Annotated in this window: 20 protein-coding genes; 8 read left to right on the top strand and 12 right to left on the bottom strand. The window is 59.1% G+C overall.

Annotation, left to right across the window (positions count from 1 at the left end; all coding sequences use genetic code 11):
* Positions 1-12 precede the first annotated feature (12 nt).
* On the top strand, positions 13-372 hold the full coding sequence (locus BAR1_RS17830; protein ID WP_162891616.1) for a hypothetical protein: 360 nt from the start codon (positions 13-15) through the stop codon (positions 370-372).
* On the opposite strand, the gene rlmN is transcribed toward BAR1_RS17830, so the two are convergent.
* Both rlmN and BAR1_RS00180 read right to left on the bottom strand, forming a co-directional pair.
* On the bottom strand, positions 369-1,544 hold the full coding sequence (gene rlmN, locus BAR1_RS00185; RefSeq protein WP_118941146.1) for a 23S rRNA (adenine(2503)-C(2))-methyltransferase RlmN: 1,176 nt from the start codon (positions 1,542-1,544) through the stop codon (positions 369-371). The two genes, BAR1_RS17830 and rlmN, sit on opposite strands and share 4 nt — an antisense overlap.
* A 116-nt stretch (positions 1,545-1,660) precedes the next feature.
* Positions 1,661-2,188 carry an invasion associated locus B family protein gene (locus BAR1_RS00180; protein ID WP_118941145.1) on the bottom strand — a complete coding sequence of 176 codons (528 nt, stop codon included), beginning with the start codon at positions 2,186-2,188 and terminating at the stop codon, positions 1,661-1,663.
* Between the two features lie 177 nt (positions 2,189-2,365).
* Here BAR1_RS00180 and BAR1_RS00175 point away from each other — a divergent pair, with 177 nt between their 5' ends.
* Positions 2,366-3,364: an asparaginase gene (locus BAR1_RS00175; RefSeq protein WP_118941144.1), complete on the top strand. Its 999-nt coding sequence runs from the start codon at positions 2,366-2,368 to the stop codon at positions 3,362-3,364.
* Positions 3,365-3,458: 94 nt separating this feature from the next.
* Here BAR1_RS00175 and serB read toward each other — a convergent pair whose 3' ends face one another.
* Positions 3,459-4,331 carry a phosphoserine phosphatase SerB gene (gene serB, locus BAR1_RS00170; protein WP_118941143.1) on the bottom strand — a complete coding sequence of 291 codons (873 nt, stop codon included), beginning with the start codon at positions 4,329-4,331 and terminating at the stop codon, positions 3,459-3,461.
* A 141-nt stretch (positions 4,332-4,472) separates the two neighbouring features.
* Between serB and BAR1_RS00165 the strand changes: the two genes are divergently transcribed.
* The 3 genes from BAR1_RS00165 to BAR1_RS00155 all read left to right on the top strand — a co-directional run bounded on the left by BAR1_RS00165 (position 4,473) and on the right by BAR1_RS00155 (position 8,087).
* Complete coding sequence (locus BAR1_RS00165; RefSeq protein ID WP_118941142.1) at positions 4,473-5,615, top strand: phosphoserine transaminase; 1,143 nt, start codon at positions 4,473-4,475, stop codon at positions 5,613-5,615.
* Between the two features lie 60 nt (positions 5,616-5,675).
* Positions 5,676-7,271 (top strand): phosphoglycerate dehydrogenase, encoded by a 1,596-nt coding sequence (serA, locus tag BAR1_RS00160; RefSeq protein WP_118941141.1) that lies wholly within the window; start codon positions 5,676-5,678, stop codon positions 7,269-7,271.
* Between the two features lie 87 nt (positions 7,272-7,358).
* Positions 7,359-8,087 carry a metallophosphoesterase gene (locus tag BAR1_RS00155; RefSeq protein ID WP_118941140.1) on the top strand — a complete coding sequence of 243 codons (729 nt, stop codon included), beginning with the start codon at positions 7,359-7,361 and terminating at the stop codon, positions 8,085-8,087.
* Here the strand turns inward: BAR1_RS00155 and BAR1_RS00150 are convergent.
* The 4 genes from BAR1_RS00150 to BAR1_RS00135 are packed head-to-tail and all read right to left on the bottom strand — an operon-like array spanning position 8,084 to position 12,477.
* Entirely contained in the window at positions 8,084-9,646 is a 1,563-nt protein-coding gene (locus BAR1_RS00150; protein ID WP_118941139.1) for a hypothetical protein, read from the bottom strand. The genes BAR1_RS00155 and BAR1_RS00150 overlap by 4 nt on opposite strands.
* A gap of 39 nt (positions 9,647-9,685) precedes the next feature.
* Positions 9,686-9,874: a DUF2783 domain-containing protein gene (locus tag BAR1_RS00145; RefSeq protein WP_118941138.1), complete on the bottom strand. Its 189-nt coding sequence runs from the start codon at positions 9,872-9,874 to the stop codon at positions 9,686-9,688.
* Positions 9,875-11,485 (bottom strand): FAD-dependent oxidoreductase, encoded by a 1,611-nt coding sequence (locus BAR1_RS00140; protein ID WP_118941137.1) that lies wholly within the window; start codon positions 11,483-11,485, stop codon positions 9,875-9,877.
* Between the two features lie 41 nt (positions 11,486-11,526).
* A complete protein-coding gene (locus BAR1_RS00135; protein ID WP_118941136.1) occupies positions 11,527-12,477 on the bottom strand; it encodes an MBL fold metallo-hydrolase in 951 nt (316 codons plus the stop codon).
* Between the two features lie 58 nt (positions 12,478-12,535).
* Between BAR1_RS00135 and BAR1_RS00130 the strand changes: the two genes are divergently transcribed.
* Complete coding sequence (locus BAR1_RS00130; protein ID WP_118941135.1) at positions 12,536-13,102, top strand: DUF2585 domain-containing protein; 567 nt, start codon at positions 12,536-12,538, stop codon at positions 13,100-13,102.
* 26 nt (positions 13,103-13,128) lie between these two features.
* Here BAR1_RS00130 and fahA read toward each other — a convergent pair whose 3' ends face one another.
* Genes fahA through hmgA form a run of 3 tightly spaced genes read right to left on the bottom strand, consistent with a single transcriptional unit; the run spans position 13,129 to position 16,400 of the window.
* Positions 13,129-14,391 (bottom strand): fumarylacetoacetase, encoded by a 1,263-nt coding sequence (gene fahA, locus BAR1_RS00125; protein ID WP_118941134.1) that lies wholly within the window; start codon positions 14,389-14,391, stop codon positions 13,129-13,131.
* Between the two features lie 9 nt (positions 14,392-14,400).
* Positions 14,401-15,042 carry a maleylacetoacetate isomerase gene (gene maiA, locus BAR1_RS00120; RefSeq protein ID WP_118941133.1) on the bottom strand — a complete coding sequence of 214 codons (642 nt, stop codon included), beginning with the start codon at positions 15,040-15,042 and terminating at the stop codon, positions 14,401-14,403.
* Positions 15,039-16,400 carry a homogentisate 1,2-dioxygenase gene (hmgA, locus tag BAR1_RS00115; RefSeq protein WP_118941132.1) on the bottom strand — a complete coding sequence of 454 codons (1,362 nt, stop codon included), beginning with the start codon at positions 16,398-16,400 and terminating at the stop codon, positions 15,039-15,041. Before hmgA ends, maiA begins: the two co-directional genes overlap by 4 nt.
* Positions 16,401-16,543: 143 nt before the next feature.
* Here hmgA and BAR1_RS00110 point away from each other — a divergent pair, with 143 nt between their 5' ends.
* Positions 16,544-16,978 carry a MarR family winged helix-turn-helix transcriptional regulator gene (locus tag BAR1_RS00110; RefSeq protein ID WP_228408624.1) on the top strand — a complete coding sequence of 145 codons (435 nt, stop codon included), beginning with the start codon at positions 16,544-16,546 and terminating at the stop codon, positions 16,976-16,978.
* Positions 16,971-18,146: an acetyl-CoA C-acyltransferase family protein gene (locus BAR1_RS00105; RefSeq protein ID WP_118941130.1), complete on the top strand. Its 1,176-nt coding sequence runs from the start codon at positions 16,971-16,973 to the stop codon at positions 18,144-18,146. The genes BAR1_RS00110 and BAR1_RS00105 overlap by 8 nt, the downstream gene beginning before the upstream one ends.
* Here the strand turns inward: BAR1_RS00105 and pbpC are convergent.
* Positions 18,143-20,176, bottom strand: a complete 2,034-nt coding sequence (pbpC, locus tag BAR1_RS00100; RefSeq protein ID WP_118941129.1) for a penicillin-binding protein 1C — start codon at positions 20,174-20,176, stop codon at positions 18,143-18,145. The genes BAR1_RS00105 and pbpC overlap by 4 nt on opposite strands.
* A complete protein-coding gene (locus BAR1_RS00095; protein ID WP_118941128.1) occupies positions 20,173-25,614 on the bottom strand; it encodes an alpha-2-macroglobulin family protein in 5,442 nt (1,813 codons plus the stop codon). The genes pbpC and BAR1_RS00095 overlap by 4 nt, the downstream gene beginning before the upstream one ends.
* Positions 25,615-25,718 lie beyond the last annotated feature (104 nt).

Genomic DNA, 25,718 nt, shown 5'->3' with positions numbered 1-25,718 from the left:
GGGGCATAAGTGATGCAGAAAATATCACTTAATCTGGCAATTGCTTTTGTTTTTCTGGCAACCAACCAAGCCTTTGGTGGGTGCGATAACTTTACAGACGGGAGCCTGTCGATGTCCGCACCCGTCTTTGAGATATGTTATAAATCAAAATGCGATGTAACAACGATGGAATACGAATGTGGAAACGCTTTTAGTTATTCTGCAGCTTATAAAGTTGGGTGGTCCGTCGGCTGCAAAATTGCAGAAAATGAAACCACTGACTGCTCGATCTATTGGCAAGGGCGACCAATTTCAGCAGACAAACACCAATATATTATCTGCAGAAACCTGACTGATAAAACCACCTGTAATGTTTTGCGAGGCCCATCTTAGATATCGGCAGCCGTACCTTTACGGCTTTTCTTGATGCGCTCGCTTTCCGATTTCAACTGACCACAGGCCGCCATAATATCTTCGCCCCGCGGTTTGCGCACCGGCGATGAATAACCAGCGTTATACACAATATCCGAGAACGCGCGGATGCGGTTGTTGGATGAACGCTCATAGGGCGAGCCGGGCCATTCATTGAACGGAATCAGGTTGATCTTGGCCGGTATCCCCTTGATCAACTGCACCAGACGCCGCGCATCCTCGTCACTGTCGTTCACGCCCTTCAGCATGACATACTCAAAGGTGATGCGTTCCGAATTGCTGGCCTTGGGATATTCCCGCAGCGCATCCAGCAACACCTCGATGTTCCATTTCTTGTTAATCGGCACCAACCCGTCGCGCACCTCGTCCGTGGTAGCGTGGAATGACACCGCCAACATGCAGCCGATTTCATCCGCTGTGCGGGCAATTTCCGGCACCACGCCAGATGTCGACAGGGTGATCCGGCGACGCGACAGCGATATCCCCTCGGGGTCCATCGCGATTTTCATCGCATCGCGCACGGCATCGAAATTATACAAAGGTTCGCCCATGCCCATCAGCACAATGTTAGACAAAAGCCGGGCCTCGGGCGGGTTTGGCACACCCAATTCCGGCCATTCACCCAGATCATCACGCGCCACCATCACCTGCCCGATAATTTCGGCAGCGGTCAGGTTGCGCACCAGCCTTTGCGTGCCGGTATGGCAGAACGAACAGGTCAGGGTGCAGCCCACCTGCGAGGAAATGCACAGGGTGCCGCGCCCCTCTTCGGGAATGTAAACGATCTCGACCTCATGCCCGCCCGCGATCCGCACCAGATATTTGCGGGTGCCATCGCTGGAAACCTGTTTGGTCACCACCTCGGGCACCGCCACCACAAATTTTTCGGCCAGCATGGCGCGGATGTCTTTGGACAGATTGGTCATCTGGGCAAAATCGCGGACACCCTTTTGGTAAATCCACTGCCATATCTGCCCCGCCCGCATCTTGCCCTGCTTTTCGGAGATGCCTGCCTCGATCAGCGCATCGCGCAGTGCCTCGCGGGTCAGACCGACAAGGTTCGCTTTGCCCTCCTGATCCGCTTTGCGCGGCAGGGTCACGACTTCGGGGGTGATGGGGGCCTTGTCTGACATTGCGATCTCCTGCGGGGTTAGAACGAACCCTTTAAAGGATTCGCAAAGGTATTGCCAAACAAAACACCCCGCCACAAACGCGACGGGGTGCCGGTAATTTCAAACAGGGCTATACCCTAGTTGGAACAGCGTTTGGCCGCTTCTTCCACCGCTGCGGTAAAGCCCAGCAGCGAGAATGTGTCCTTGGTCACCGTGCCGCGTCCAGAGCGACCGGTCACAACAGCCTTGGCGCCGCGCTTCATTGCGGTGATCAGCTTGGCGTCATCCGCCGGTGTGGCAGGCCATGCATTTTCACCTGATGTAAACAATTCATAGGTGTTGTCACCAATCTGCATCGAAACCGTCGAACCCTTGGCAAACGGATAACCGCCGGTAAACGACAGCTCGCCTTTTACGCCCGATCCGGGACGGTAGGATACAAACAGCAGGATTTCACTGCGCCGCACGGCCACAACGCGCCCGTCCTTGGTGTTCACGGTTTCCTTGGGACTGGAAACAGCCCAGCATTCGGTCGGGTTATCCTCGACAAAAACGCTCCAGTCGGTTTTGGCCGCCACGCGGTTGGTCGATTGCTGCGCCATTGCACCCGTTGCCAACATGGCAATCAGCGCGCCGCCCAGTGTTCTAGCGATAATAGATTTCATGTCCTTCACAGCCTCCAGCTGTTTTTACCTCAATTAATGCCGCGCCAGTGGTCATTTTGTCTTGACCTTTTGCTTGGGCGAGCGTGTTTTCAACTCGATACATACACATTAACGTATTATCGCCCAGTAATTAAAGCCCTGTTGGCAAATTTTCGCGCAAGGCAGAGAGGAAATGTGATGAGCAACCCTGTTCCAATGGCTGAAATCTGGCGTGGGCCGTTTCTGGAATCGGTCCATTCGGGCCACGCGGTGATCTGCGATGCGGCAGGAAATATCGTCGAAAGCTGGGGTGATCCTGACTTTATGATGCTGCCTCGCTCGTCGTCAAAGATGATTCAGGCGCTGCCTTTGATCGAAAGCGGCGCGGCGGCGGCGGCCGGAATTGGCACCGATCAGCTGGCGCTTTCCTGTGCCTCGCACAACAGTGCCGCGATCCATACAGACCGCGTTTCGGCATGGTTAGAGACACTTTCCCTGTCGGAATCCGATCTACGTTGCGGCTCGCACGACCCCAAAGATACCGAGGCCCACCACGCCCTGATCCGCGCCCATGAAAAACCCTGTCAGATCCACAACAACTGTTCGGGCAAGCACACCGGTTTTCTGACCCTGAACAAACACCTTGGCGGCGGGCCGGAATACAATGACCCCGACCACCCCGTACAAATGGCCGTGCGCGAAGCGTTCGAGGATGTGACCGGCATGGACAGCCCCGGTTTTGGCATTGACGGCTGTTCCGCGCCCAATTTCGCCACCACCATGCACGGCTTCGCCCGCGCGATGGCGTTTTTCGCCGCAGCCAGCGAAGATGGCGGGTCGGTGCGCGAACGGGCTGCGGCGGCGCTGGTTCAGGCGATGACCACCTATCCCGAACTGGTGGCCGGCGAAGGGCGCGCCTGCACGGAACTGATGCGGGCGATGGACGGGCGCGTGGCGCTGAAAACAGGGGCCGAGGCGGTTTTTGCCGCGATCATCCCTGAACTTAAGTTGGGCGTGGCGGTGAAAATCGCTGATGGCAGTTTCCGTGCCTCGGAATGTGCGATTGCGGCGATATTGGTGAAACTGGGCATGTTAGAGCCTAATCATCCTGCCACATTGAAACGCATGAACGCGCCGATTACGAATTGCAACGGGATTACCACGGGGTATGTGAGGCCTGCGGAAGGGGTGTTTTAGAGCGCTGTTGTCATCCCCGCGCAAGCGGGGACCTTTTGAAACTTAGCGCAACGCTTTGAGGGGTCCCCGCTTGCGCGGGGATGACAATGTTGCGCTAAACAAACTCTTCCACACTATACCCCTGAATATACAGCAGCGCCGTCAGATCGCCGTGGTTGATACGGATATCGCACTCCGCCGCCACTGACGGTTTCGCATGCAGCGCAACACCGGCCCCTGCCAGCCCCAACATCCCCAGATCATTCGCGCCATCGCCCACGGCCATCACCTGATCCGTTGACAGGCCCAGCCGGGCGGTGATTTCGTTCAAGGCCACCACCTTGGCATCGCGCCCCAGAATCGGCTGCCCGACCTCGCCCGTCAGCTTGCCATCCGCAATGATCAGCGTATTGGCGCGATGTTCGTCAAAGCCCAGCGTTTCGGCCACCATTCCCGTAAAGGCGGTGAACCCGCCCGACACCAGCGCCGCATAGGCCCCGTTGGCCTTCATCGTCGCCAACAGCGCCTTGCCGCCGGGCATCAAGGTGATGCGATTGGCCAGAACAGTCTCTATTACGGCAGAATCCAGCCCCTTTAGCAGCCCGACCCGTTCGCGCAACGCGTCCTCGAAGTTCAGTTCGCCATTCATCGCCCGCGCGGTGATCTGCGCCACATGGTCGCCAATTCCGGCCTCGGCTGCCAATTCGTCAATACATTCCTGCTGAATCATCGTGCTGTCCATATCCGCCAGCAGCATCTTCTTGCGCCGCCCCTCGCAGGACTGCACCACCAGATCAACACCCATGCCCTGCAAGTCGGCCCAGACAGCCCAGCGGTTCGCAGGCACGGTTTCCACCTGAAATTCCGCCGCCACATCCGGTGCCAGCCACAGCGCATCCCCGCCGCCCCAGGCATTGCGCAGGGAATCGACCACAGCGGGGCCGACCACAGGGTTTGACGGGCTGGACAAAAGCGTGACTGTAAACATTTCTCATAACCTTTATGTCGTTTTTTCCGATTCAAACGCCGCTATGCGACACTTTTGCGGTTGCGCGCCCCCCCGCGTATCAGTATTGCCGCAAGTGGGCTACCCCTCCCCAACGAGGGGCATTATATCTGGAAGGATACCATGTCTATACCTGCACAACCGGCAATCAAGCCGGCGAATCCGCGTTTTTCGTCCGGCCCTTGCGCCAAAAACCCCACCTATACACTTGATGCCTTGTCCGACGCGCCGCTGGGCCGTTCGCATCGCGCTGCAATTGGCAAAGCCAAGCTGAAAGCAGCGATCGAAACCACCCGTGACGCGCTGGAAATTCCCGCCGATTACAAAATCGGCATCGTTCCCGCCTCGGACACCGGCGCAATGGAAATGGCCATGTGGTCATTGCTGGGCGCCCGTCCGGTTGAAATGCTGGCCTGGGAAAGTTTCGGCGCGGGCTGGGTCACCGATGTGGTGAAACAGCTGAAACTGGACGCCAAGGTAACAGTGGCCGATTACGGCCAGATCGTTGACCTGAACGCCGTCGATTTCAACGCCGATGTGGTGTTTACATGGAACGGCACAACATCCGGCGTGCGCGTTCCAAATGGCGATTTTATTCCGGCAAACCGTCAGGGCCTGACCATCTGCGACGCCACATCGGCGGCCTTCGCAATGGACCTGCCGTGGGACAAGCTGGATGTCACCACTTTCAGTTGGCAAAAGGTGCTGGGCGGCGAAGCAGCCCACGGGATGCTGATCCTGTCGCCGCGTGCGGTTGAACGGCTGGAATCCTACACCCCGCCATGGCCCCTGCCGAAAATTTTCCGCCTGACCAAGGGCGGCAAACTGATCGACGGTATTTTTAGCGGGGCCACCATCAACACCCCGTCCATGCTGGCGGTCGAGGATTATCTGGTCGCGCTGGACTGGGCCAAATCGGTTGGCGGCCTGAAGGGCATGATCGCCCGCGCGGATGCCAATACCGCTGTAATAGAAGCGTTTGTAATGGAACACGACTGGATCGAATTCCTTGCCGAGGATCCGGCGCTGCGCTCCAATACCTCGGTGTGCCTCAAATTCACCGACAGCCGCATCATCGACGGTGCCGGTTTTGCCAAGGCTGTGGCCAAACGTCTGGAAGATGCCGGTGTCGCCTATGACATCGGCGCCTACCGTGATGCCCCTGCGGGCCTGCGGATCTGGTGCGGTGGGACGGTGGAAACCGCTGACGTTCAGGCGTTGATGCCATGGCTGGACTGGGTCTTTAACGCCGAAATCAACGCGTAATTTCCGGGCGGCCCATGGGGCCGTCCCCCCTTACATTTCAAATTCAAAGGAGCCTTAACAATGGCACCCAAAGTACTCGTCTCCGATAAACTCTCGGAAACCGCCGTCCAGATTTTCCGCGACCGTGGCATTGATGTTGATTTCATGCCCGACCTTGGCAAAGACAAAGACGCCCTGCTGGCCGCGATCCCGGCCTATGACGGCCTTGCCATTCGCTCGGCAACCAAGGTCACACCGAAAATCCTGGAGGCCGCGAAAAACCTCAAGGTTGTTGCCCGCGCCGGTATCGGGGTGGACAATGTCGATATCCCCGCCGCCTCGAAAAAGGGTGTGATCGTGATGAACACACCATTCGGCAATTCGATCACCACTGCCGAACATGCCATCGCCCTGATGTTCGCCGTGGCGCGGCAATTGCCCGAGGCCAATGCCTCGACCCAGGCGGGCAAATGGGAAAAATCCCGCTTTATGGGGACCGAGATCACCAATAAAACCCTTGGCCTGATCGGCGCGGGGAATATTGGCTCGATCGTTGCCAACCGCGCGCTGGGCCTGAAGATGAAGGTGATCGCCTATGACCCCTTCCTGTCGGAAGAACGCGCCGCGAAAATGGGTGTGGAAAAGGTAGAACTGGACGATCTGCTGGCACGGGCCGATTTCATCACCCTGCATGTGCCGCTGACCGATAAAACCCGCGGCATCCTGAACGCCAAAGCCATCGCCAAAATGAAAAAAGGCGTGCGGGTGATCAACTGTGCCCGTGGCGGTCTGGTGGACGAAGCCGCCTTGGCCGATGCCCTTAAATCCGGCCACGTCGCCGGCGCCGGATTCGACGTTTACGAAGTCGAGCCCGCCAAGGACAGCCCGCTGTTCGGCCTGCCCAACGTGGTTTGTACCCCGCATCTGGGCGCATCCACCGCAGAAGCACAGGAAAACGTGGCCGTTCAAGTGGCCGAACAAATGTCGGATTACCTGCTGACCGGTGCTGTCACTAACGCGCTGAACATGCCATCGGTCACCGCCGAAGAGGCCAAGGTCATGGGTCCGTGGTTAAAACTGGCCGAACATCTGGGGGCCTTTGTCGGTCAATTGACGCACGAGCCGATCAAAGCCATCAACATCCTGTATGATGGCGTTGCCGCCGAAATGAATCTGGACGCGCTGGATTGCGGTGCGATTTCCGGTATCATGAAGGCCACCAACCCCGATGTGAACATGGTTTCCGCCCCAGTGATCGCCAAAGACCGCGGCATCCAGATATCCAAAACCACGCAGGAAAAATCGGGCGTGTTTGACGGTTATATCAAACTGACCGTGGTTACGGATACGATCGAACGCACCATTGCAGGCACCGTGTTCAGCGACGGCAAACCGCGCTTTATCCAGATCAAGGGCATCCAGATTGACGCCGAAATCGGCGAACACATGCTGTACACCACCAACAAGGACGTGCCGCGGATTATTGGCACATTGGGTCGGGTTCTGGGTGAAAACAACGTAAATATCGCCAACTTTACATTGGGCCGGACCCATGTGGGCGGTGATGCGATTGCGCTGCTGTATCTGGACAACCCGATATGTGAAAAGGCGATTTCGGATCTGGGCAGCACCGGCCTGTTCCAATCAGTCAAACCACTGGAATTCGGCGTTCATTAATCCGCTATTAGAGACACAATTGCCAAAGGCCCTCTGGACATTCAGGGGGCCTTTGGTTTTGGTGCGGTCAGGAAAAGGGGAAGCATAATGCGCGTCTATGCGATTGGCGATATTCACGGACAGATTGACTTGCTGCATCAGGCGCATGAACGAATTGCCGTCGACCGTGCGCGCACAGGCGACATGGCTGCACCCGTGATACATCTGGGCGATCTGCCCGATCGCGGGCCGGATACCAAAGGCGTGATCCAGTTGCTGATTGACGGTGTTGCGCGCGGCGAGCCATGGTTGACGGTGCGTGGCAATCATGACCGGATGTTTGCCGGTTTCCTGAAGGATCGCGAATATCACGACCCCCGTTTGCGGCCCGAATATACATGGCTGCACCCGCGCCTTGGCGGCATTGAAACGCTGGCCTCATACGGGGTGGACGAACACACGCCACACGATCAGGTGCAGCGCGCGGTGCCCGACAGTCACAAACAGTTTCTGACGCAAATGCCGTTGATACAGCGGTTTGACGATCTTGCCTTTGTCCATGCGGGCATCATGCCGGATGTGCCGCTGGATCAGCAGACCGAGGATGATCTGCTATGGATTCGCGACCCGTTTCTGAACCACACCGGCCCGTTTGAAGCCCTGATCGTGCATGGCCATACACCGGTTGATGTGGCCACGCATTATGGTAACCGGATCAATCTGGATAGCGGCGCAGGTTATGGCAAAGCCCTGACTGCCGCTGTATTCGAGGGCACCGTTTGCTGGGTTCTGGGCGATAACGGACGCACCCCTTTACGACCTGAAAACAGTCTCTAATCCTTGCGGATAACGCCCGTGATCGCCGCCGCGCCCAGCGCGGTCACGATCCAGCCCAACCCTTTGGCAAACCAGCGCAGCCACCAGCCGATCCGGCCCAGCGGGCTGCGGGATGTGGATGGCGCCCATGCGCTTTCCTCGCCTAAGTTAACAATCGGGATCACCAGATCGGCGGCATAGGCAAAGCCGGAGAATGTTTCCCAATCCTGCCCCGCCTGCCCGGGTTGCGACCAGAAGGCGGCCGGATTTTCGGGGTGGGTTTCGGTGGCTTCGACCCATTCTTTGGATACCAGAATAGGGGCGGAATTCGGGGTCATGTCGCCCGCCTCCCAGACCGCGCGGTAAAACAGCCCCAGACCGATGATCAGAATCAGCGCCAGCCCGACCGAGCGCACCGGCCTATACCCGTAACCAATGGTAAACCGCAAAACCGGATCGGTTATCACCGACAGCAACCAGCGCACCGGCCGCCCGTCCTGTTTCAATATTCGGCGGTTCTCGGCCCGTTGCAGCCGTTCCTTGTGCATCAGCACTGTGCGGGCATCGTTGCGGTGACCCATCTGGTCCAATACATAGGCCAGCTGTTCAAACGGCTGGGTGGTGAAGGGCGTGCCGACGGGGCGGCGGTCCAGCCATGCCAGACGCGAAGCCACCGAGGTATCGGTATGACGCGAAAAATCCTTGTAGCGAAAGCCGTCCAGCCGCACCGGATAATTCGCCCCCGGCCCCGCCGGTTCATCCTTTAGCCGCGCCACCTGCGCGCCGGCCAGATTGACAATCCCGCGCGATACCTGATTGTCCTGAAAATACAGCAAGCCCCCTATCCGCGCCCGCGCAAGCGACAGGGCTATGTCGCTGCCGTGTTCCTCGGTTGCGCCAAATACGGCATCGCCCAGTGCGGCATGCATCGGCGAAATGGCCGTGTTAGAGACGAAAAAGTCATGCTCGACCCGCGCCGAGGAAAAGAACAGACTGCCGTTAGCGGTTAACGTCGTGGCCCCATCGCCGTAAGGGTAATTCCCCAGAAAAACCGACCCTTCAACCCGCAGCGAAGGCGCGAAAACCGCATCCTGTCCGGTGGGGTTGATCACCAGATCGCACAGTTGCAAATCGCCTTTGATCCGCGCACCGGCAAGACCGATTTCTCCGCCAACCTGTGTTCCCCCGCGCATATATACGGAACCGGTAAAACTGGCGTTGTCCGCCGACAGTCCCTTGATGTGGCACCCCGATATATGCAGCCCGCGCAGGCTGGCGTTGACCAGCGTCAGGGGCTCGTCAATCCGGCAACGGGTCAGGGTGATGTCGCGGGCGCAATCGCTGCCTTGCAGATCCAGCGTGCCCTTAATCCACGCCCCGCGCAGGCGCAGGCCCTTTTGGTCCAGATCGACCCCGCCCATCAGGATATAGCGGATCAAGGCAGCACGGATGGTGCAATCCGGTGTGGATTCGAGCGGCAGTTCGCCATCCCCCACCATGATACGGGCGGGGCTGGCACATTCCGCCAGCAGCTTTTCTTCGGCGGGTGTCAGCGGGTCAAAGGATTTGATCGTTACCATGGGCTTAAAGTGACATGCACCATGATGTTGGGCAAGCCTTTACCCTTTGGCCGCCTTCATCGCCTGTTCCAGCACCTTGCGGTCACCAATGTGGTTAGCCAGCAGCAAGATCAGACGGGCATTGATCGCATCCGATTCCTCTTTGCTGTGGCCATCATGCAGGGCCAGCAGATCGGCATAGAAATCATCGGCACCTTTGATATTCGGGGTGGTGATCAGATCGGTCATTTACTTGCCTTTCTGCATAGTGGCGGTTTTCAGAGCATCCAGAACGGCGGCTTTGTCATAATTTTGCCAGCGAGCCGCAACGTGTTGGTCGGGGCGCATCAGATAGACAGCGGATTTCGCATCACCCAGATAACGGGTGGCAAATTCAGGGCTTTCATCAGGGGACAGGTGGATAATTTCAGTCTCTATTCCGCCGATATCAAGCGCCTCATCCACCTTGTCGCCAATCACCAGCAACTGGAACCGGTTCCCCAGCCCGTCCAGCAACCAGCCACCCTTTAGCGGCGCATCCACAGCAGGCGAGCCGGGGCGCAGAGCCACAGGCAGCGACTCATCATCCGGCCCGTTCAGAACCGAACCATCATAGGTGCAGGGCACCGACAGGCGGCCCGAATTCACCAGCGGGCGGGCGAATTCGTAATGTTCGGACAGGTCCAGAACCGCATCGCGGAATACACGGCTGATGTCGGATTTCGGCGTGATAAAATCGGTCGAACGGCTGGAGTTCAGAATATTTTCATCCGCACCATACACCCGCTCGTCACTATAGGTATCCAGCAGGGCATCGGGCGCCTTGCCCTCCAGCACCAGCTTCAGCTTCCAGGCCAGATTGTCGGTATCCTGCAACCCGCTGTTGGCGCCGCGCGCCCCGAACGGCGAAACCTGATGCGCGGCGTCACCGGCGAACAGAACGCGGCCATGGCGGAATGCCTCCATCCGACGGCACTGGAAGGTATAGATCGAGACCCACTCCAGCTCGAACTTCGCATCCTCGCCCAGCATCGCCTTCAGGCGCGGAATCACGTTTTCCGGCTTCATTTCCTTATCGCGGTCGATGTCCCAGCCCAGTTGCAAGTCGATCCGCCAGACATTATCGGGCTGTTTGTGCAACAAGGCCGATTGGCCACGGTTAAAGGGCGGGTCAAACCAGAACCAGCGTTCGGTCGGGAAATCGGCCTCCATGACCACATCGGCAATCAGGAAGTTGTCCTCGAACACACGGCCCACGAAATCCAGCCCCAACATCCGGCGGGTCGGGGAATTGGCACCATCACAGGCGATCAGCCAGTCCGCTTCCAGCAGATATGAGCCATCCGACGTTTCCACCTCGATTGTGGCGTGATCATCATGAGTGCCGATCGCTTCGACCCGGTTTTTGCCGCGCAATTCAATCGGCTTGCCATCCGCCTGCAATTCGCGGACGCGGTTCACCATGTATTCTTCCAGATAATACTGTTGCAGATTGATAAAGGCGGGGTTTTTGTGGCCATCCTCGTCCAGCAGGTTGAATTTATAGACCTCGCGGGTATCAAAGAACACCTTGCCAGTGTCCCAGACCACGCCCTTGTCGACCATCGGTTCGCCACAGCGCAGACGGTCCAGAATTTCCAGCGGGCGTTTGGCAAAACAGATCGCGCGGGATCCGAAGGACACCTTGTCGTTGTCATCCAGAATAACCACCGGCACGTCCTGTTGTGCCAGATCAATCGCCACGCCCAGCCCGATCGGGCCGGCCCCGATCACCACAACAGGATGGCGGACGGGCCTGGTTTTGTCCTGATCCTTTGACCGTTTGTACGGATACATCGGGGTTTCAAAGATTTTGCTCATGGTGGTTATTCCCTGTATTTCGCCGGATTAGTGACTGTTTTTCAGCCCTGAAGCGCCTCCCACATTTCGATATCGCGCTGGGCGGTCCAGATGCGGGGTGTGTCGATGCCGCGAGCTTCGTCATAGGCGCGGGCGACGTTGAAGGGCAGGCAGTGCTCGTAGATGGCATAGTCGCTGAACTTGGGGTCACATTCGGCACGAACCGCATCCCATGCCTCTTTCAGGCTGCCACCGCGCGCGGCAACACGGGCGGCGGGGCGATAGGTGCTTTCAACAAAATCCAGCGTGCTTTCAAGGGCTGCGGCCACCTTGGCCCGCCCGATCAGGGCATCCCCGCGACCCGGCGCAATGCTGACCGGATCAAAGCTTGCGATGTTTTCCAGCGTCTCGCCCCAGTCGGCAAAATGGCCGTCCCCGCAGTAACAGGCCGAATGGTATTCGACGATATCACCGGTGAACATCACCTCGGCATCGGGCACCCAGACCACCGCATCCCCTGCCGTATGGGCGCGGCCAAGATGCATGATGTCAACGCGGCGATTGCCCAGATAAACGGTCATCGAATCGGAAAATGTGGTGGTTGGATAAGTCAGGCCGGGGATGCTCTCGTGGCCTTCAAACAGACGGGGAAAACGTTGGAATTCACTGTCCCAATCCTCTTGGCCGCGTTCGACAACCATGGCGCGCGCCGCGTCCGACATGATAATTTCCGGCGCGCCATAAGCCGATGCGCCCAGCACCCGAACGGCGTGGTAATGCGTTAGAACCAGATGGGAAATCGGCTTGTCCGTCACCTTGCGGATCTCCGCGATCACCTTTTCGGCCAGTCGCGGGGTGGCCTGTGCCTCGATCACCATGACGCTTTCGTCCCCGATGATCACGCCGGAATTCGGGTCGCCCTCGGCTGTGAATGCCCACAACCCGTCGCCGATTTCAACAAAGCTGGTCTTTTTCTCGGTCATGTCGCCTTGCGATGCGAATGCTTTGGCCATGTGGTCTTTCTCCTGATTTTAACTAGACAGCGGTGTGCTGCTGTGATTCTGTGCCTGTATGAGTATTAACAGACGTAATTTTCCGTATTGGCTTGTTTTCGCCATTATCCTTGCAACCGCCGGCATTCTTTATTCGATGGGCCGTGTGCTGATCTGCAAATGCGGCACGGTCAAACTGTGGTATTTCGCGCTGAATACCTCGGAAGGGTCGCAGCATCTGTTTGACTGGTACAGCCCCAGCCATCTGATACACGGGATTCTTTTCTACGCCATCCTTTGGCTGGTTGCGCGGCGGCTGGATGTCGGCTGGCGGTTGGTGATCGCCACGATCGTCGAATCCGCTTGGGAAATTATGGAAAACACCAATGCGGTGATTGAGCGTTATCGCGAGGTCACCATTTCGCTGGATTATTTCGGCGACAGTGTGGTCAATTCGATGGCCGATATTTTCGCGATGCTGGTCGGTTTCTGGCTGGCGCGGCGGTTGCCGGTCTGGGCCAGCGTGGCAATTGTGATCGGGTTCGAGGTGCTGACCACCGCGTTGATCCGCGATGGGCTGACGCTGAACATCGTCATGCTGCTGTATCCGCTGGATATTATCCGCGATTGGCAGGCGGCGCTTTAGGGCCGGATATGTGGCTCTAACCCGCACTATTCGAACGGGTTTTTCACTGCCGGCAGGATTGTCCCGCGACATTCGCCAAAGCCGATGCGGTAGCCATCCCCCTGCGCGTGGCCCTTCAGGGTCAGGGTATCCCCATCCTCGATAAAGCTGCGGGTTTCGCCGGTGTCCAGTGTAAACGGCTCGCGCCCCGCCCAGCTGAGTTCCAGCAATGAGCCGAATTCATCCTTGGTCGGGCCGGAAATGGTGCCGGACCCCAGCAAATCACCTGCGTTCATTTCACAGCCACATACCGCGTGGTGGCACAGTTGTTGCGCGGCGGAGTAATACATCCGGCTGTAATTGGTGCGGGTGATGGTGGTGGCTTTGGCGGCGTCTTTGGGCTGCATGGTGACTTCCAGATTTATGTCATAAAGGCCGGGTTTATTTTCGGCCAGATAGGGCAGCAGTTCCTTTTCGCGCGGCGGCGTAGCGGTGCGGAAATCCTCCAGCGCGGCAGCAGTCACGATCCACGGGCTGATTGTGGTGCCGAAGGCCTTGCCCTGAAACGGGCCAAGCGGCTGATATTCCCAGCCCTGAATATCGCGCGCGGACCAGTCGTTCAGCAGCACATAGCCGAAAATCATCGCGTCAGCCTGATCCACACTAATCGGTTGTCCCATGGTTGATCCTGTGCCGACAATCGCGCCCATCTCCAGTTCGATATCCAGCCGTTTGCACGGCCCGAACGAGGGCATCTCGGTATCCGGTGCTTTGGTCTGACCCAGCGGGCGGTGAATATCGGTGCCCGACACCACCACGGTTGAGGCGCGGCCGTTATAGCCGATCGGGATATGCAGCCAGTTAGCGGGCAGGTCGGGCGAGCCGCGCATGATCGACCCCATATTCTTGGCGTGCTGCATACCGGCATAGAAATCGGTGTATTCGGACACGGCAACGGGCATATGCAGGGTGGCACCGGATTGCGCCACCAAATGTGGCTCTAACGCTGCCTGTTTTTCGGATCCCTCGGCCAAAGCCGCAGTCAGATCTGCACGGAAAGCGGCCCATGCCTCGGCGCCCAATTCCATAAAATCGTTCCAGAACGGCACGTCGAACACGGGCACATCTGCGGGCGTCAGAACCCCGGCTTCTTCGGCGGCGGTAACATCCAGAATCATATCGCCAATGGCCACGCCGCAATGGGCGTCGCTATCGCCAATGGAAAACACGCCATAAGGCAGGTTGTTCAGCGGGAAATCGGTGTCGGCGGAATTGGCCGAAGTGATCCATGATTTAAGCAGGTTGGACATTATGGTTCCTCAGATCTGTGCGTCAGGTTGGTTTTCGGGCCGTGCCGCATCGAATGCGGGCAGGGCCAGACAGTTTTGTTCTATTTCGGTCAGGCGGGCATATGGGGTCAGGTCCAAGTCCCAGCGCCGCGCGTTATAATACTGTGCCACAAGGCAAATGTCCGAAAATCCCGGCATGTCGCCAAAGGCAAAGGGCGTATCATCGCGCACCATCTGTTGCAGCGCATCGAAACCCGTCCTCATCCAGTGGCGCATCCATTCGGCTTTGTCCTCTGGCGTTGCACCGAATGTCTTGCCCAGATGCTGCACCACGCGCAAATTGTTGACGGGGTGAATATCGGCGGCCACAACCAAAGCGGCGGCTTTGACATGGGCGCGCTGCACCGGATCAGACGGCAGCAGGGGCGGCTCGGGGTTGGTGATATCCAGATATTCGCAGATCGCCAGTGACTGGGTCAGGGGCGTGCCGTCATCCAGAATTAAAGTCGGCACCAGATGTGCCGGGTTCAAAGCTACATAATCCGGCGCATGTTGCCGGCCACCATCCGCAACCAGATCAACCGGCACCGTTTCATAGGCAATCCCCTTCATGTTCAGCGCAATGCGGACACGGTAGGCGGCGGTTGATCTCCAATAGGAATAGAGCCTCATTTCACCCCCTTGGTGCCATCGAATTTCTTTTCCAGATCGACCCAGCAGTCCACATAATCATCCTGCACCGGTGCCTCGTAAGCGGCGAAATCGGTCAGGTGTTGCGGGAAGCGGGTCTCGAACATAAATGACATGGTGTTGTCCAGAAACTCGGGCTTCAGATCGGCGTTGCTGGCCCCCTCGAATGCGTCACGGTCGGGGCCGTGCGGGATCATCATGTTGTGCAGGCTCATGCCACCGGGAACAAAGCCTTCGGGCTTGGCGTCATAGATGCCGTAAATATTGCCCATCAGTTCGGACATGATGTTCTTGTGATACCATGGTGGGCGGAAGGTGTTTTCCGCCACCATCCAGCGTTCGCGAAACAACACAAAGTCGATATTCGCAGTGCCCGGCGTGCCCGAAGGCGCGGTCAGCACGGTGAAAATCGACGGGTCGGGGTGGTCAAACAGGATCGCGCCGACGGGGGAAAAGGTGCGTAGATCGTATTTGCAGGCGGCATAGTTGCCGTGCCACGCAACCACATCCAGTGGCGAGTGATCGATAAAGGTTTCGTGGAATTGCCCGCCCCATTTGATGATCACGCGGCTGTGCGCCTCGCGATCCTCGAATGCCGCCACGGGCGTTTTGAAATCGCGCGGGTTGGCAAGGCAGTTGGCACCGATTGGCCCGCGCGATGGCAGATCGAATTTCTGGCCATAATTCTCGCAAACAAACCCGCGGGCGGGGCCATCGATCAGTTCCACCCGAAACACCATACCACGCGGCAGGATGGCGATTTCCTTTGGCTCCAGATCAATGATGCCCAGTTCGGTGCAAAACCGAAGCCGTCCCTCTTGCGGAACCACCAGCAGTTCGCTGTCGGCAGAGTAGAAATATTCATCCTGCATCGATTCAGTGATCAGGTAGACATGGGTCGCCATCCCGACCTGCGTATTCACATCCCCCGCCGTGGTCATCGTGCGCATACCGGTGACAAAGGTCAGTTTTTCATCCCCGTGCGGCACCGGATCCCAGCGGTATTGGCCCAGCGACAGGGTGTCGGGATTGATGTTCGGCGCGGATTTCCAATAGGGCATTTCAATCCGCGCAAAACGCGACACATGCCGCACCGAGGGGCGGATGCGATAGCACCATGTGCGTTCATTCTGCCCGCGCGGCGCAGTGAACGCCGTGCCGGACAGTTGTTCTGCATAGAGACCATATTCGCAATTCTGCGGGCTGTTCATCCCTTGGGGCAGGGCACCAGGCAAGGCTTCGGTTTCGAAATCATTGCCAAATCCGGGCATATATCCATCAGTGGTTCCGCATGCGGAATTGGCACGGGTCATCCCGTGGTCTGTCCTGTCCTTTGTCATGGGCGCGTCTCCAGTCAGCGATCAAGGCGTTTCCTGCGGGCACCCTATCGTTGCAAATGCAACGAAGTCAAGCGCTGTGGACGGTTGATTACTCATGCGATACATGTGTTCATTGCAAATGTAACAAACACGCGGAGTTCCTGTTGAGCGATTTTGATCTGGACGCATTCCTGCCCTATCAGCTGTCGGTTCTGGCCGCACAGGTCAGTCACGGGTTTGCGGCCCTGTATAAACAGAGGTTCGGCATCACCCTGCCGGAATGGCGCGTGGTCGCGCATCTGTCGCACACAGGACGGGTCAGCGTGCGCGAGATCCATCAGCGTGTGGCGATGGACAAATCCAAAGTATCGCGCGCCGCTTCACGGCTCGAGGTCGCGGGTTATGTCAGCAAGCGGATCAACGAGGGCGACCGGCGGCTAGTCGAACTGGAGCTGACCGAAAAGGGCCACGCGATGATCAATGAACTGGCCCCGATCGCCAAGGAATACGAGGCCAGCGTTCTGGCCACTTTGGGTGATCATTCCCCCTGCTTTCGGGCAGCGTTAGAGACACTTTTGAAGGAAAAAGCAAATGACTGACATCGTTATTCTGGGCAGCGCCCGCACTGCAATCGGCACATTTGGCGGGGCTTTGGCAGGGATCGCCCCGACAACATTGGCGGCAACCGCCTCGAAGGCGGCAATGGCGCGGGCAGGGATTGATCCGGCGTTGATCGAACATGTGGTGTTTGGCAATGTGATCAACACTGAACCGCAGGATATGTATCTGGGCCGCGTCGCCGCAATGCAGGCCGGTGTGCCCGAATCCGTGCCAGCCATGAACGTCAGCCGCCTGTGTGGGTCCGGCGCGCAGGCCATCGTTTCCTCGGCGCAGATGCTGATGCTGGGGGATGCCGATTTCGCATTGGCCGGTGGCGCCGAAAACATGAGCCGCGCGCCCTATATAACGCCCGCCGCCCGCTGGGGGCAAAAAATGGGGGATGTGAAATCCATGGATATGCTGCTGGGCACTTTGAACTGCCCGTTCGGTTCGGGCCATATGGGGGTGACGGCGGAAAACGTGGCGGCGCAATATGACATTTCCCGCGAGGAACAGGATGCCTTTGCGCTGGAAAGCCAGACGCGGGCGGCCAAGGCGATTGATGCGGGGTATTTCGAGGATCAGATCGTGCCGGTCGAAGTGAAGGTGCGCCGCGAGGTGGTGGAGTTCAAGGTGGACGAACACCCCAAGGCCACATCCGCCGAAGCCCTTGCCAGTCTGCGCCCCGCGTTTCAGAAGGACGGCACGGTGACGGCGGGCAATGCCTCGGGCATCAATGACGGCGCGGCGGCTTTGGTTCTGGCGCGGCGTGGTGCGGCGGAAAAGGCCGGTTTAGAGCCTATTGCCCGTGTCCTGGGCTATGCCCACGCCGGTGTTGCACCCGATGTGATGGGGATCGGGCCGATTCCGGCTGTTCAAAATCTGCTGGAAAGAACGGGCCTATCAGTCGATGATTTCGACGTGATCGAATCCAACGAAGCCTTTGCCGCACAGGCGCTGGCGGTGAACAAGGTTCTGGGGCTGGATCCGGCACGCGTAAACCCGAACGGCGGCGCGATTGCGCTGGGGCATCCGGTAGGGGCCACCGGCGCGCTGATCACGGTCAAGGCGCTGTATGAACTGGAGCGGATCGGCGGCAAACGGGCACTAATCACCATGTGTATCGGTGGTGGTCAGGGGATTGCACTGGCGATAGAGCGGATTTAATTTAGCCGGATTTCTGCCCGTGCGGACCGCCCCTTTGCGTCAATCACCGACAGGGTGATGAAACCGGCACCCTCGGTTTCCAGCAGGGATTGCCGCTCATAGGTGGCCACGGCAAAGGGTTTGCCATTGGCCAGCCATGTGAACGGCGCCACCCCGTCGCGCACCTTGACCACCAGAAAACCGCCGTCTGCTTCCACCTCGGATCCATCCGGCGGGAAGGCGACGGTGGGGGCGTCTTTTGGCTTTTCAAACAGCGCGTTGCGGCCACGGAACCGTTGCAGCGGCTGCGGCAAATCGGCGTTGCTGATCGTCAGCGCGGCAGGTGGTGGCGAGGGCAGCGGGGTTAGCGCGGGTTTGATGCGGCTGAACACCTCGAACAACACAGGCGCGGCCAGACCGCCACCAAAGGCACCGGGCACCGGCGTGCCATCGGCGCGGCCCAACCAGACGCCGACCACATGTTGCCCGTCAAACCCCAGCGCCCAGGCATCGCGGTGGCCATAGCTGGTGCCGGTTTTATAGGCCAGCCGGTTGCGCGGCGCATTGGGTGGCGGCGCAAGACCCGACAGGATGTCCGCCACATACCACGCGGCCACGGGGGAAATCAGGTTTCTGCCGATTTCCCCTGTATTAGAGCCGCTTTTCCAAATCAGTGGGCGCGGTTTACCGCCATTGGCAAGGCCCGCGTATAGCTGCACCATATCCGTCAGCGTCACCCCCAACCCGCCCAGCGCAATCGCAAGGCCGGGTTTGCCGCCGGGCACCACGGGGTCCATACCCGCGCGTCGAAGGGCAGACATCAGGTTGGCGGGGCCGATGGCCTCGGTCAGTTTGATCGCTGGGATGTTCAGCGACAGTTGCAAGGCACGACGGATGCGGATGGTGCCACGGAATTTGCCGTCGAAATTCTGCGGAACGTAAGCACCGAAGGCGGTTGGCACATCGTCAATCAGGGTTTCGGGGTGGGCCAAGCCCTGATCAAACGCCATGCCATAGACCAGCGGTTTCAGGGTCGAGCCGGGCGAGCGCAGGGCGCGGGTCATATCGACAAACCCCAACCGGCTGTCGGCGCGATAGGCGGCAGAGCCAACCGAGGCAAGAATTTCGCCCGTCGTATGATCGGCCACCAGAATGGCGATGGACAGGTCATCGCCCTTGCCCTGAAGCGCGGCTGCGGCAAGGGTTTCAAGTTGCCGTTGCAGGGTGGCGTCCAGCGTCAACTGGCGGGCATTTTCGGCCACCGCGCGGTCAGCCATATGCGGGGAGAGGGCCGGAAAAGGGTGCTTTTGCGCTGGAATAGGCTCTGACCCGGCCGTTTTTGCCATGTCGCTATCCAGCACACCTGCCGACAGCATCCGCTCCACCACACGGGTGCGGGCGGCGCGGGCGGCGTCACGGTAGCGATCGGGGCGGCGGACCTCGGGGGCCTGTGGCAGAGCCACCAGCAGTGCGGCTTGGGCAGGGGTCAGGCGGCGCGGCTCTTTGCCGAAATAGGCGCGGGTTGCGGCGCGGACCCCTTCCAGATTGCCACCAAATGGCGCGCGGTTCAGGTAAAGCGTCAGGATTTCATCCTTGCTTAACCGCCGCTCCAGCGCCAGCGCCAAACGGATCTGGCGCAGTTTTCCGGCCCATTTGCCGGTTGTGCCATCTTCCAGCAGTCGGGCGGTCTGCATGGTCAGGGTCGAGCCGCCGGAAACGATTTTTCCCTGTGTCAGAGCCTGATATGCGGCCCGCAGCATCGCCACCGGATCAACACCCGCGTGGCTGTAGAACCGCTTGTCCTCGTAAGCGATCAGCATTTTGATATAGGTCGCATCCACCGCGTCCAGCTTGGTGCGCAACCGCCAGCGCCCGTCGGCTACCGTATAGGCGCGCAGCAGTGTGCCGTTGCGGTCCAGAACCTCGGCCGAGGTTTCGGCGGCAAGAGGCGGCAAAACCGTTGAATCGACCCAATCGTCAAACGCATCCCGCGCCGCTGCCGTTATGAACAGCAGCAGCGCGAGGGTTAATAGGGCGTGACGCCGGATCATTCGGTGACCGTGATTTGCCCCGCATCCGAAACCGCACGGTAGATCGGGCGATACATGTCTTCGACACTGGCTGCGGGGTGATGATAGCTGCCCGGCGAAATGGCGCGCACAATATAGGCCAGATCAAAGGGTTTATCACTGCGCCAGTCCACAGCGGCAAGGAAGCGATCCGCGCGGAATTCGGAGTTCTGCACATCCGCATTGGATTCCAGCCAGTCAAGGCTGCGCACATCCCCCGAGGAAACCAGACCGGGGTTGTCGATCTCGAACCCGGCGGGCAGCGGGTCATTTACCATCAGGCGGCCTTCGGAATCATTGAAGGGGCTGATGGTCAGCACCACCACCAGACGGGTGCCGACAGGGTGGCCCGAAGGATCAACCGGTTCACCTTCCAGCGTGTAATAGCTGCGCTTGATCGCATAGCCGTAACCGCTGGCCGGTTCGGGCTGCTCCGGCACGCCGAAGGTGGTCAGGGTGACAGGCTCATCCCGGTTCGAGCCATTGCGGATGGCGAGACCGGCCGCCGTTGCCCCGTCTTTCAGCACACGGACCATCGGGCCGGTAACGGCTTGGCCATTCACGGTAAAGCCCTGCATGTTCGGATCATTCAGCAGCGCGCGCACTGCCATCAGCGACCACATGGATTCCTGTGTGGAATGGTAGCGGTCGTTGGCATATGCGGTGGACACCCGATGCGCCAGATCGCCGGTATCAATCGCGTTGCTGCCCGCGTCCACGGCCAGCGCCAGAACGGCAGCGGCATCGCGCATGTTGGTGCCGTAATCCGAGCGCCAGTATTGCGTTTCCTCACGGCCCCAACTGCGGCCGATCATTCGGCCCGCGCGGGCGAACATATCGTCGGCACGCGGTTGATCGCCATAGCTGGCCAGGGCCGCGCCGATCTGGGCAACGGCCAGCGGCGTGGCAAAATCACCCGCCTTTTCATCGGCGTAATAGCGCAGATCACCCATATTCGCCGCCCCTTCGCGGGCCAGAACGAACAGGGCATAGGCCACCTCCTCGCCACCCTTGTCGAAGTCGGGGGCATAGTTGACGCGGTTGCGCAGGTTATCAATGGCGGACCGGAAGGCGCGGTCGGGCACATCAAAGCCTTTGGCGCGGGCGCGGCTCAGAAAATCGGTGACATAGCTGGCCAGCCACAGGTCATCCGATCCCGGCCCCCACAGACCAAACCCGCCGTTACTGGCCTGATTGCTGAGCACCCGTTCAATCGCCTGATCCACCCGTTCGGCGATTTTGTCACGATCGCCAAGGCCCATCACCTGCGCCACTTCGTTCAGATACAGCAGTGGCATGGCGCGGGATGTGGTTTGCTCGGTGCAGCCATAGGGATAGCGATCCAGTGCCGCCAGCAGGCCGGGGGCATCGAACTGCGCCAGTGGACCTGCGGACAGGATGGCCGATCCGGTGCCGGGTCTGAATTCGGCAAACAGGTTATCATCCAGCGTAAAGCTATCGCCCGCGTTCAGGGTAAAGCGGCGGGTAAAGGAAACCTCGGGATCCAGCGATTGCACCGCAATGGTCAGCGGTTTGTTCAACACTTTGCCATCCGGTGTAGTCAGGCTGACGTTGATCTTGTGGGTGCCGATATCGGTGGCCGTGATCTGCACCGAAAAGGTTGCCTTTTGCAAATCGCCAAGGGTGAATTCGGCAGGCACATCGCTGGTGCTGACCGCAACACCCTGCCCCCAGATTTCCAGCCCCATTTTGCCCGAAGGCCCAGTGGCGTGGGTGATTTCCAGCAACATGCGGGATGTATCACCCGGCGCAAGGAACCTCGGCAAGCTGGCGGTAAGGACCACGGGATCGCGCACCAGAACGTCTTTTTCCGCCTTGCCCACACCGGATGTCGTCCAGACCACGGCCATCAGGCGCACGGTGCCGTTGAATTCGGGCATATCGAAGGTGGCACGGGCAATACCGTTTTCATCCACCTGAACGGGGCCACTGAAATAGGCAACCAGTTCTTCGGTGGGCGGCGGTGCCTGCATACCCATTTCCGCACCGGCATCCCCGCCGGAACGGATAGCACCCATCGCGCCGTTCATCCCGTCAATCAGCCGGCCGTAAACATCGCGGATGCCCATGCCCAGTTTGCGTTGGCCGAAGTAATGCTCCGGCGCATCGGGGCTTTGGAACCCCGTCAGGTTCAGGATGCCGACATCGACAGCGGCAATGGTGGCATAGGCAGTCTCGCCTGCCTTCACCCCGTCCACCTTCAGTGTCACCTGCATCGGGGCGCGCGGGGCGGATTCACCGGCCATGTCGAAGGCGGCCGTCAACCGGCGATCCCCCGGATCGACCGGCGCATAGGACAGGCCCAGCGCGCGGGCGGGGTTATGGCCGGCGGCCACATCCATCGGGCGGATCACGGTGGCCGTGACATAAGCGCCAGCGCCCCATTTATCGGTCACCGGCAGCGGGATCAGGTTTTCACCCTGCACCACATCCACCACTTTCATGTCGATCAGGTGGTTTGACATCACCGTCACCAGCGCCTTGCCCGCGTAACGGGGCACAATGCGCAGGGTAGCGGTTTCGCCGGTTTTATAGGCGGGCCTGTCCAGCGATACTTCCAGCGTATCGGGGGTCGAGGCCGCATCGGCCGAGGCATACCAACCGGCATAGAAGCCGGTCGAGGAGGCCAGATAGGTCCCGTCGGCACGTTCCACCACCAGTTCGTATTCGCCCCAGTCAACGGGGGCCTCGATGGTAACCGGCTCGCCGTTCAGGTCAGCGGTGCCGCCAGCCACACGCTTGCGGGTCTGGATTTCTTCCCAGTTCCAGTTGCCGTATTGCCGATACCACTGGTAACGGGTTTCAATCCGGTTCACGGTCCATTTCACCTGCATCGGGGTTTGTGCCTCGTCCTGATCAATCGCGATGATCTGGAAAGTGGCGGCGGAACCTTCGGCCACCACATCGTCAAACATCGGTTTGATACCGATCATCGGGCCATCAGGGGCAAGGCGTTGGGTGATGCGGCGTTCAACCGGACGGCCTGAACCTTCGGCAATCCGCACGGTAAAGCGCGCTTCCAGCGGCTGGCCCGTCGCCTCGACATCGGGGAAAGTCACGGGGATGCGGGCAAACCCGTTTTCATCGGTGCGCAGATCGGACGGCAGGGTTTTCACCGACGGATTCAGCCGCTCGTTATAGCGGCCGAAACTGTAGCCGGGGTAGGATTTCAAACCGTCACTGGCACGCACCATCACCTCGCCTTCGATCGGCAGATCGGCACCGGGGGCGCCGAACAGGTAACGCGCCTCGGCGGTCAGCATGGTGCCTTCGGACAGGCGCAGTGGCTCGAACGGCAATGTCAGATCGAAATCAATGCGTTCGGGCAGGAAATCCTCGATCAACACGGTGGTGCTGGCCAGCGCGGGGGCATCCACATCGGTGAACAACTCAAGCCGCCAAGTGCCACGCGGCACGCGGGGACCGGTGGGCAGGTTGAAGATGTGGCCACCGGCGCGCTCATCGGCAGCGGTCGAAACCTGACGGCTGTATTCCACCCCGTCGGGGCGGGTCAGGATTGCGGTCAGCGGCAGGCCGATGATGGCGTCAGCGGTGGCGTCGCGGGTCAGGGCGGTGACATTGATCACCTCGCCCGCGTGATAGGCCCCGCGATCGGTGGTCATGAACACGTCGATATGTTTGGCCGGCTCGCGCCCCTCGACCCCGCGATCGGACAGGTCGAATTCGGGATCAGTCAGCGACAGGAATGCAATATCCTCGTCCCCGTCCCTGGCGATAATCAGCGCCGGTTTCGCCCCGCCTGTGCCGCGTGCCAGAGCATCGGGGAAACGGGCGTAACCGCGTGAATCCGTCTCTAACTCGGCCAAAACAGCATTGGCACGGGACAACAGGGTGACAGTTATCCCCTCGCGTGGCTCGGCATCACCCAAACCACGGACAAAGACATGAACGCCATCCGCGCCGCTCATGGTGGCCAGACCCAGATCGGACAGCACGAACCATTGGGTCGCGGGCGGGTTATCATAGGGATCGGCCCCCGGAACACCGGCCTGCAACGCATAGATGCCCGGCGGCATATCATTGATCACCTCGCCCATCGGCAGGCGGGTGGTCATGTCCTGATTCAGCGACATTTTCACCTCGCCGGTGCCGCGCCAGATTTCCTCGGCCACCTGATTTGCAAAATTCTGGATCTCCCATTGCGACAGCGGGTTTCCGAAATACCCATCCTGAATCGCCCGCAACAGATTGCGGTCGCTGACACGGCGCAACACCAGTTCCAGTTCGGTCACATTGACCGTCTGCACGGGAATACCCGCATCGGCGGATTTCGGCAGCACATAGGCGCGACCCGGGAAGGTCACAGTCGGGCTGCGGTCATTGACATAGAGCGACAGCTTGACCGGTTCCAGCAATGTCTCGCCCGATTTCGCAGGCAATCCGGCCCGCAATACCATGTCATAGCGTTTGCCGTGTTCAACGCCGGATACGCACAGACGGTTATCGCTGGCTTCAACAGACAGGCCGGTTGCGGACAGACGAACGTAAGGGGTGTAATCGACAGCTTTGTCCAGAGGCTCGGAAAACTGTGCGCAGATACGCGGCTCGGCCAGATCGCTTTCGATGTCATGGTCCGCAACCTTCAGGCCGTATTTGTCGATGGCATATTGCAGTTTCTCCATCACCTTCTGGGACGGGGAAATGCCTTCGGCCAGTCGCAGCGCCTTTAACATTTCGCGATTGCGCCCGTTTAGTTCCAGTGCGTCGGCCAGTGCTAGCAGGGATGATACCTTGTCCCCATCGGATGCACTGCGCAGATAGGCATTGACCGAAGCCAACAACGCGCGCGCCTTGTTGCGGCGTTTGTCGCTATAGTCTCCGGAACGGTTGTTCATTGCTGCACGAGAATATTCCACCCAAAGTCCGGGCATATCCGACAGGGTGATGGACGCGCCAAAATATCTCTGTGCCAGCGAGGGCTGTGCGTTACGGCCCATCCGCCAAAGGGAAATGGCATCTTCGCCCATTGTGTCGTAAAGCCGCGCCATTTCGATTGCAAAATCCTTGGCTGCCTGAAAATCCTCGGGGCGCAAAAAATTCAGTTCCGCCGCCCGTTCCGACGCTGCCGCAAGGACCTTGGAGTCAGTCAGCAACACACGGGCAGAAATGGCACCCTCGTAAGGTTGGGTTTCGTTCACATTGCTTTTGGGAAAACAGGAATTCGAACGCGCGTTGAACGTAAACGCCTGACAACGATCATCCGACAGACAGGCACGTTCGCAGGCAGGCAGGGTGGTATCAAAAAGCGATTGCAGGTCCGAGCCGTAAAAATCCACATCCCGCGTAATGGCAAGGCGGCGATCGGGGATCAGATCATTGGCCCAAAGGGATGTTGTGAACAAAATGAAAATGGCGACGGCTTTGACGACAAGGCGCATGAATAACCCTCCTTTAAAATAATGCGGGCATGGTCGCACAGTCCTGCAAAAGGCGCAATCGCAAGTTGGGTGAAAAAATCCGTTCCGGTTAAGCAGTTGTTCAC

The organism is Profundibacter amoris, assembly GCF_003544895.1.
In the GTDB taxonomy this organism is placed as follows: domain Bacteria; phylum Pseudomonadota; class Alphaproteobacteria; order Rhodobacterales; family Rhodobacteraceae; genus Profundibacter; species Profundibacter amoris.
The sequence above is the reverse complement of the archived record's forward strand: the minus strand, read 5'-3'. Positions and strand labels throughout refer to the sequence as shown.

Coding starts and splice junctions, on each gene's coding strand:
- BAR1_RS17830 (WP_162891616.1), top strand. CDS start 13: ATGCAGAAAATATCACTTAATCTGGCAATTGCTTTTGTTTTTCTGGCA.
- rlmN (WP_118941146.1), bottom strand. CDS start 1,544: ATGTCAGACAAGGCCCCCATCACCCCCGAAGTCGTGACCCTGCCGCGC.
- BAR1_RS00180 (WP_118941145.1), bottom strand. CDS start 2,188: ATGAAATCTATTATCGCTAGAACACTGGGCGGCGCGCTGATTGCCATG.
- BAR1_RS00175 (WP_118941144.1), top strand. CDS start 2,366: ATGAGCAACCCTGTTCCAATGGCTGAAATCTGGCGTGGGCCGTTTCTG.
- serB (WP_118941143.1), bottom strand. CDS start 4,331: ATGTTTACAGTCACGCTTTTGTCCAGCCCGTCAAACCCTGTGGTCGGC.
- BAR1_RS00165 (WP_118941142.1), top strand. CDS start 4,473: ATGTCTATACCTGCACAACCGGCAATCAAGCCGGCGAATCCGCGTTTT.
- serA (WP_118941141.1), top strand. CDS start 5,676: ATGGCACCCAAAGTACTCGTCTCCGATAAACTCTCGGAAACCGCCGTC.
- BAR1_RS00155 (WP_118941140.1), top strand. CDS start 7,359: ATGCGCGTCTATGCGATTGGCGATATTCACGGACAGATTGACTTGCTG.
- BAR1_RS00150 (WP_118941139.1), bottom strand. CDS start 9,646: ATGGTAACGATCAAATCCTTTGACCCGCTGACACCCGCCGAAGAAAAG.
- BAR1_RS00145 (WP_118941138.1), bottom strand. CDS start 9,874: ATGACCGATCTGATCACCACCCCGAATATCAAAGGTGCCGATGATTTC.
- BAR1_RS00140 (WP_118941137.1), bottom strand. CDS start 11,485: ATGAGCAAAATCTTTGAAACCCCGATGTATCCGTACAAACGGTCAAAG.
- BAR1_RS00135 (WP_118941136.1), bottom strand. CDS start 12,477: ATGGCCAAAGCATTCGCATCGCAAGGCGACATGACCGAGAAAAAGACC.
- BAR1_RS00130 (WP_118941135.1), top strand. CDS start 12,536: ATGAGTATTAACAGACGTAATTTTCCGTATTGGCTTGTTTTCGCCATT.
- fahA (WP_118941134.1), bottom strand. CDS start 14,391: ATGTCCAACCTGCTTAAATCATGGATCACTTCGGCCAATTCCGCCGAC.
- maiA (WP_118941133.1), bottom strand. CDS start 15,042: ATGAGGCTCTATTCCTATTGGAGATCAACCGCCGCCTACCGTGTCCGC.
- hmgA (WP_118941132.1), bottom strand. CDS start 16,400: ATGACAAAGGACAGGACAGACCACGGGATGACCCGTGCCAATTCCGCA.
- BAR1_RS00105 (WP_118941130.1), top strand. CDS start 16,971: ATGACTGACATCGTTATTCTGGGCAGCGCCCGCACTGCAATCGGCACA.
- pbpC (WP_118941129.1), bottom strand. CDS start 20,176: ATGATCCGGCGTCACGCCCTATTAACCCTCGCGCTGCTGCTGTTCATA.
- BAR1_RS00095 (WP_118941128.1), bottom strand. CDS start 25,614: ATGCGCCTTGTCGTCAAAGCCGTCGCCATTTTCATTTTGTTCACAACA.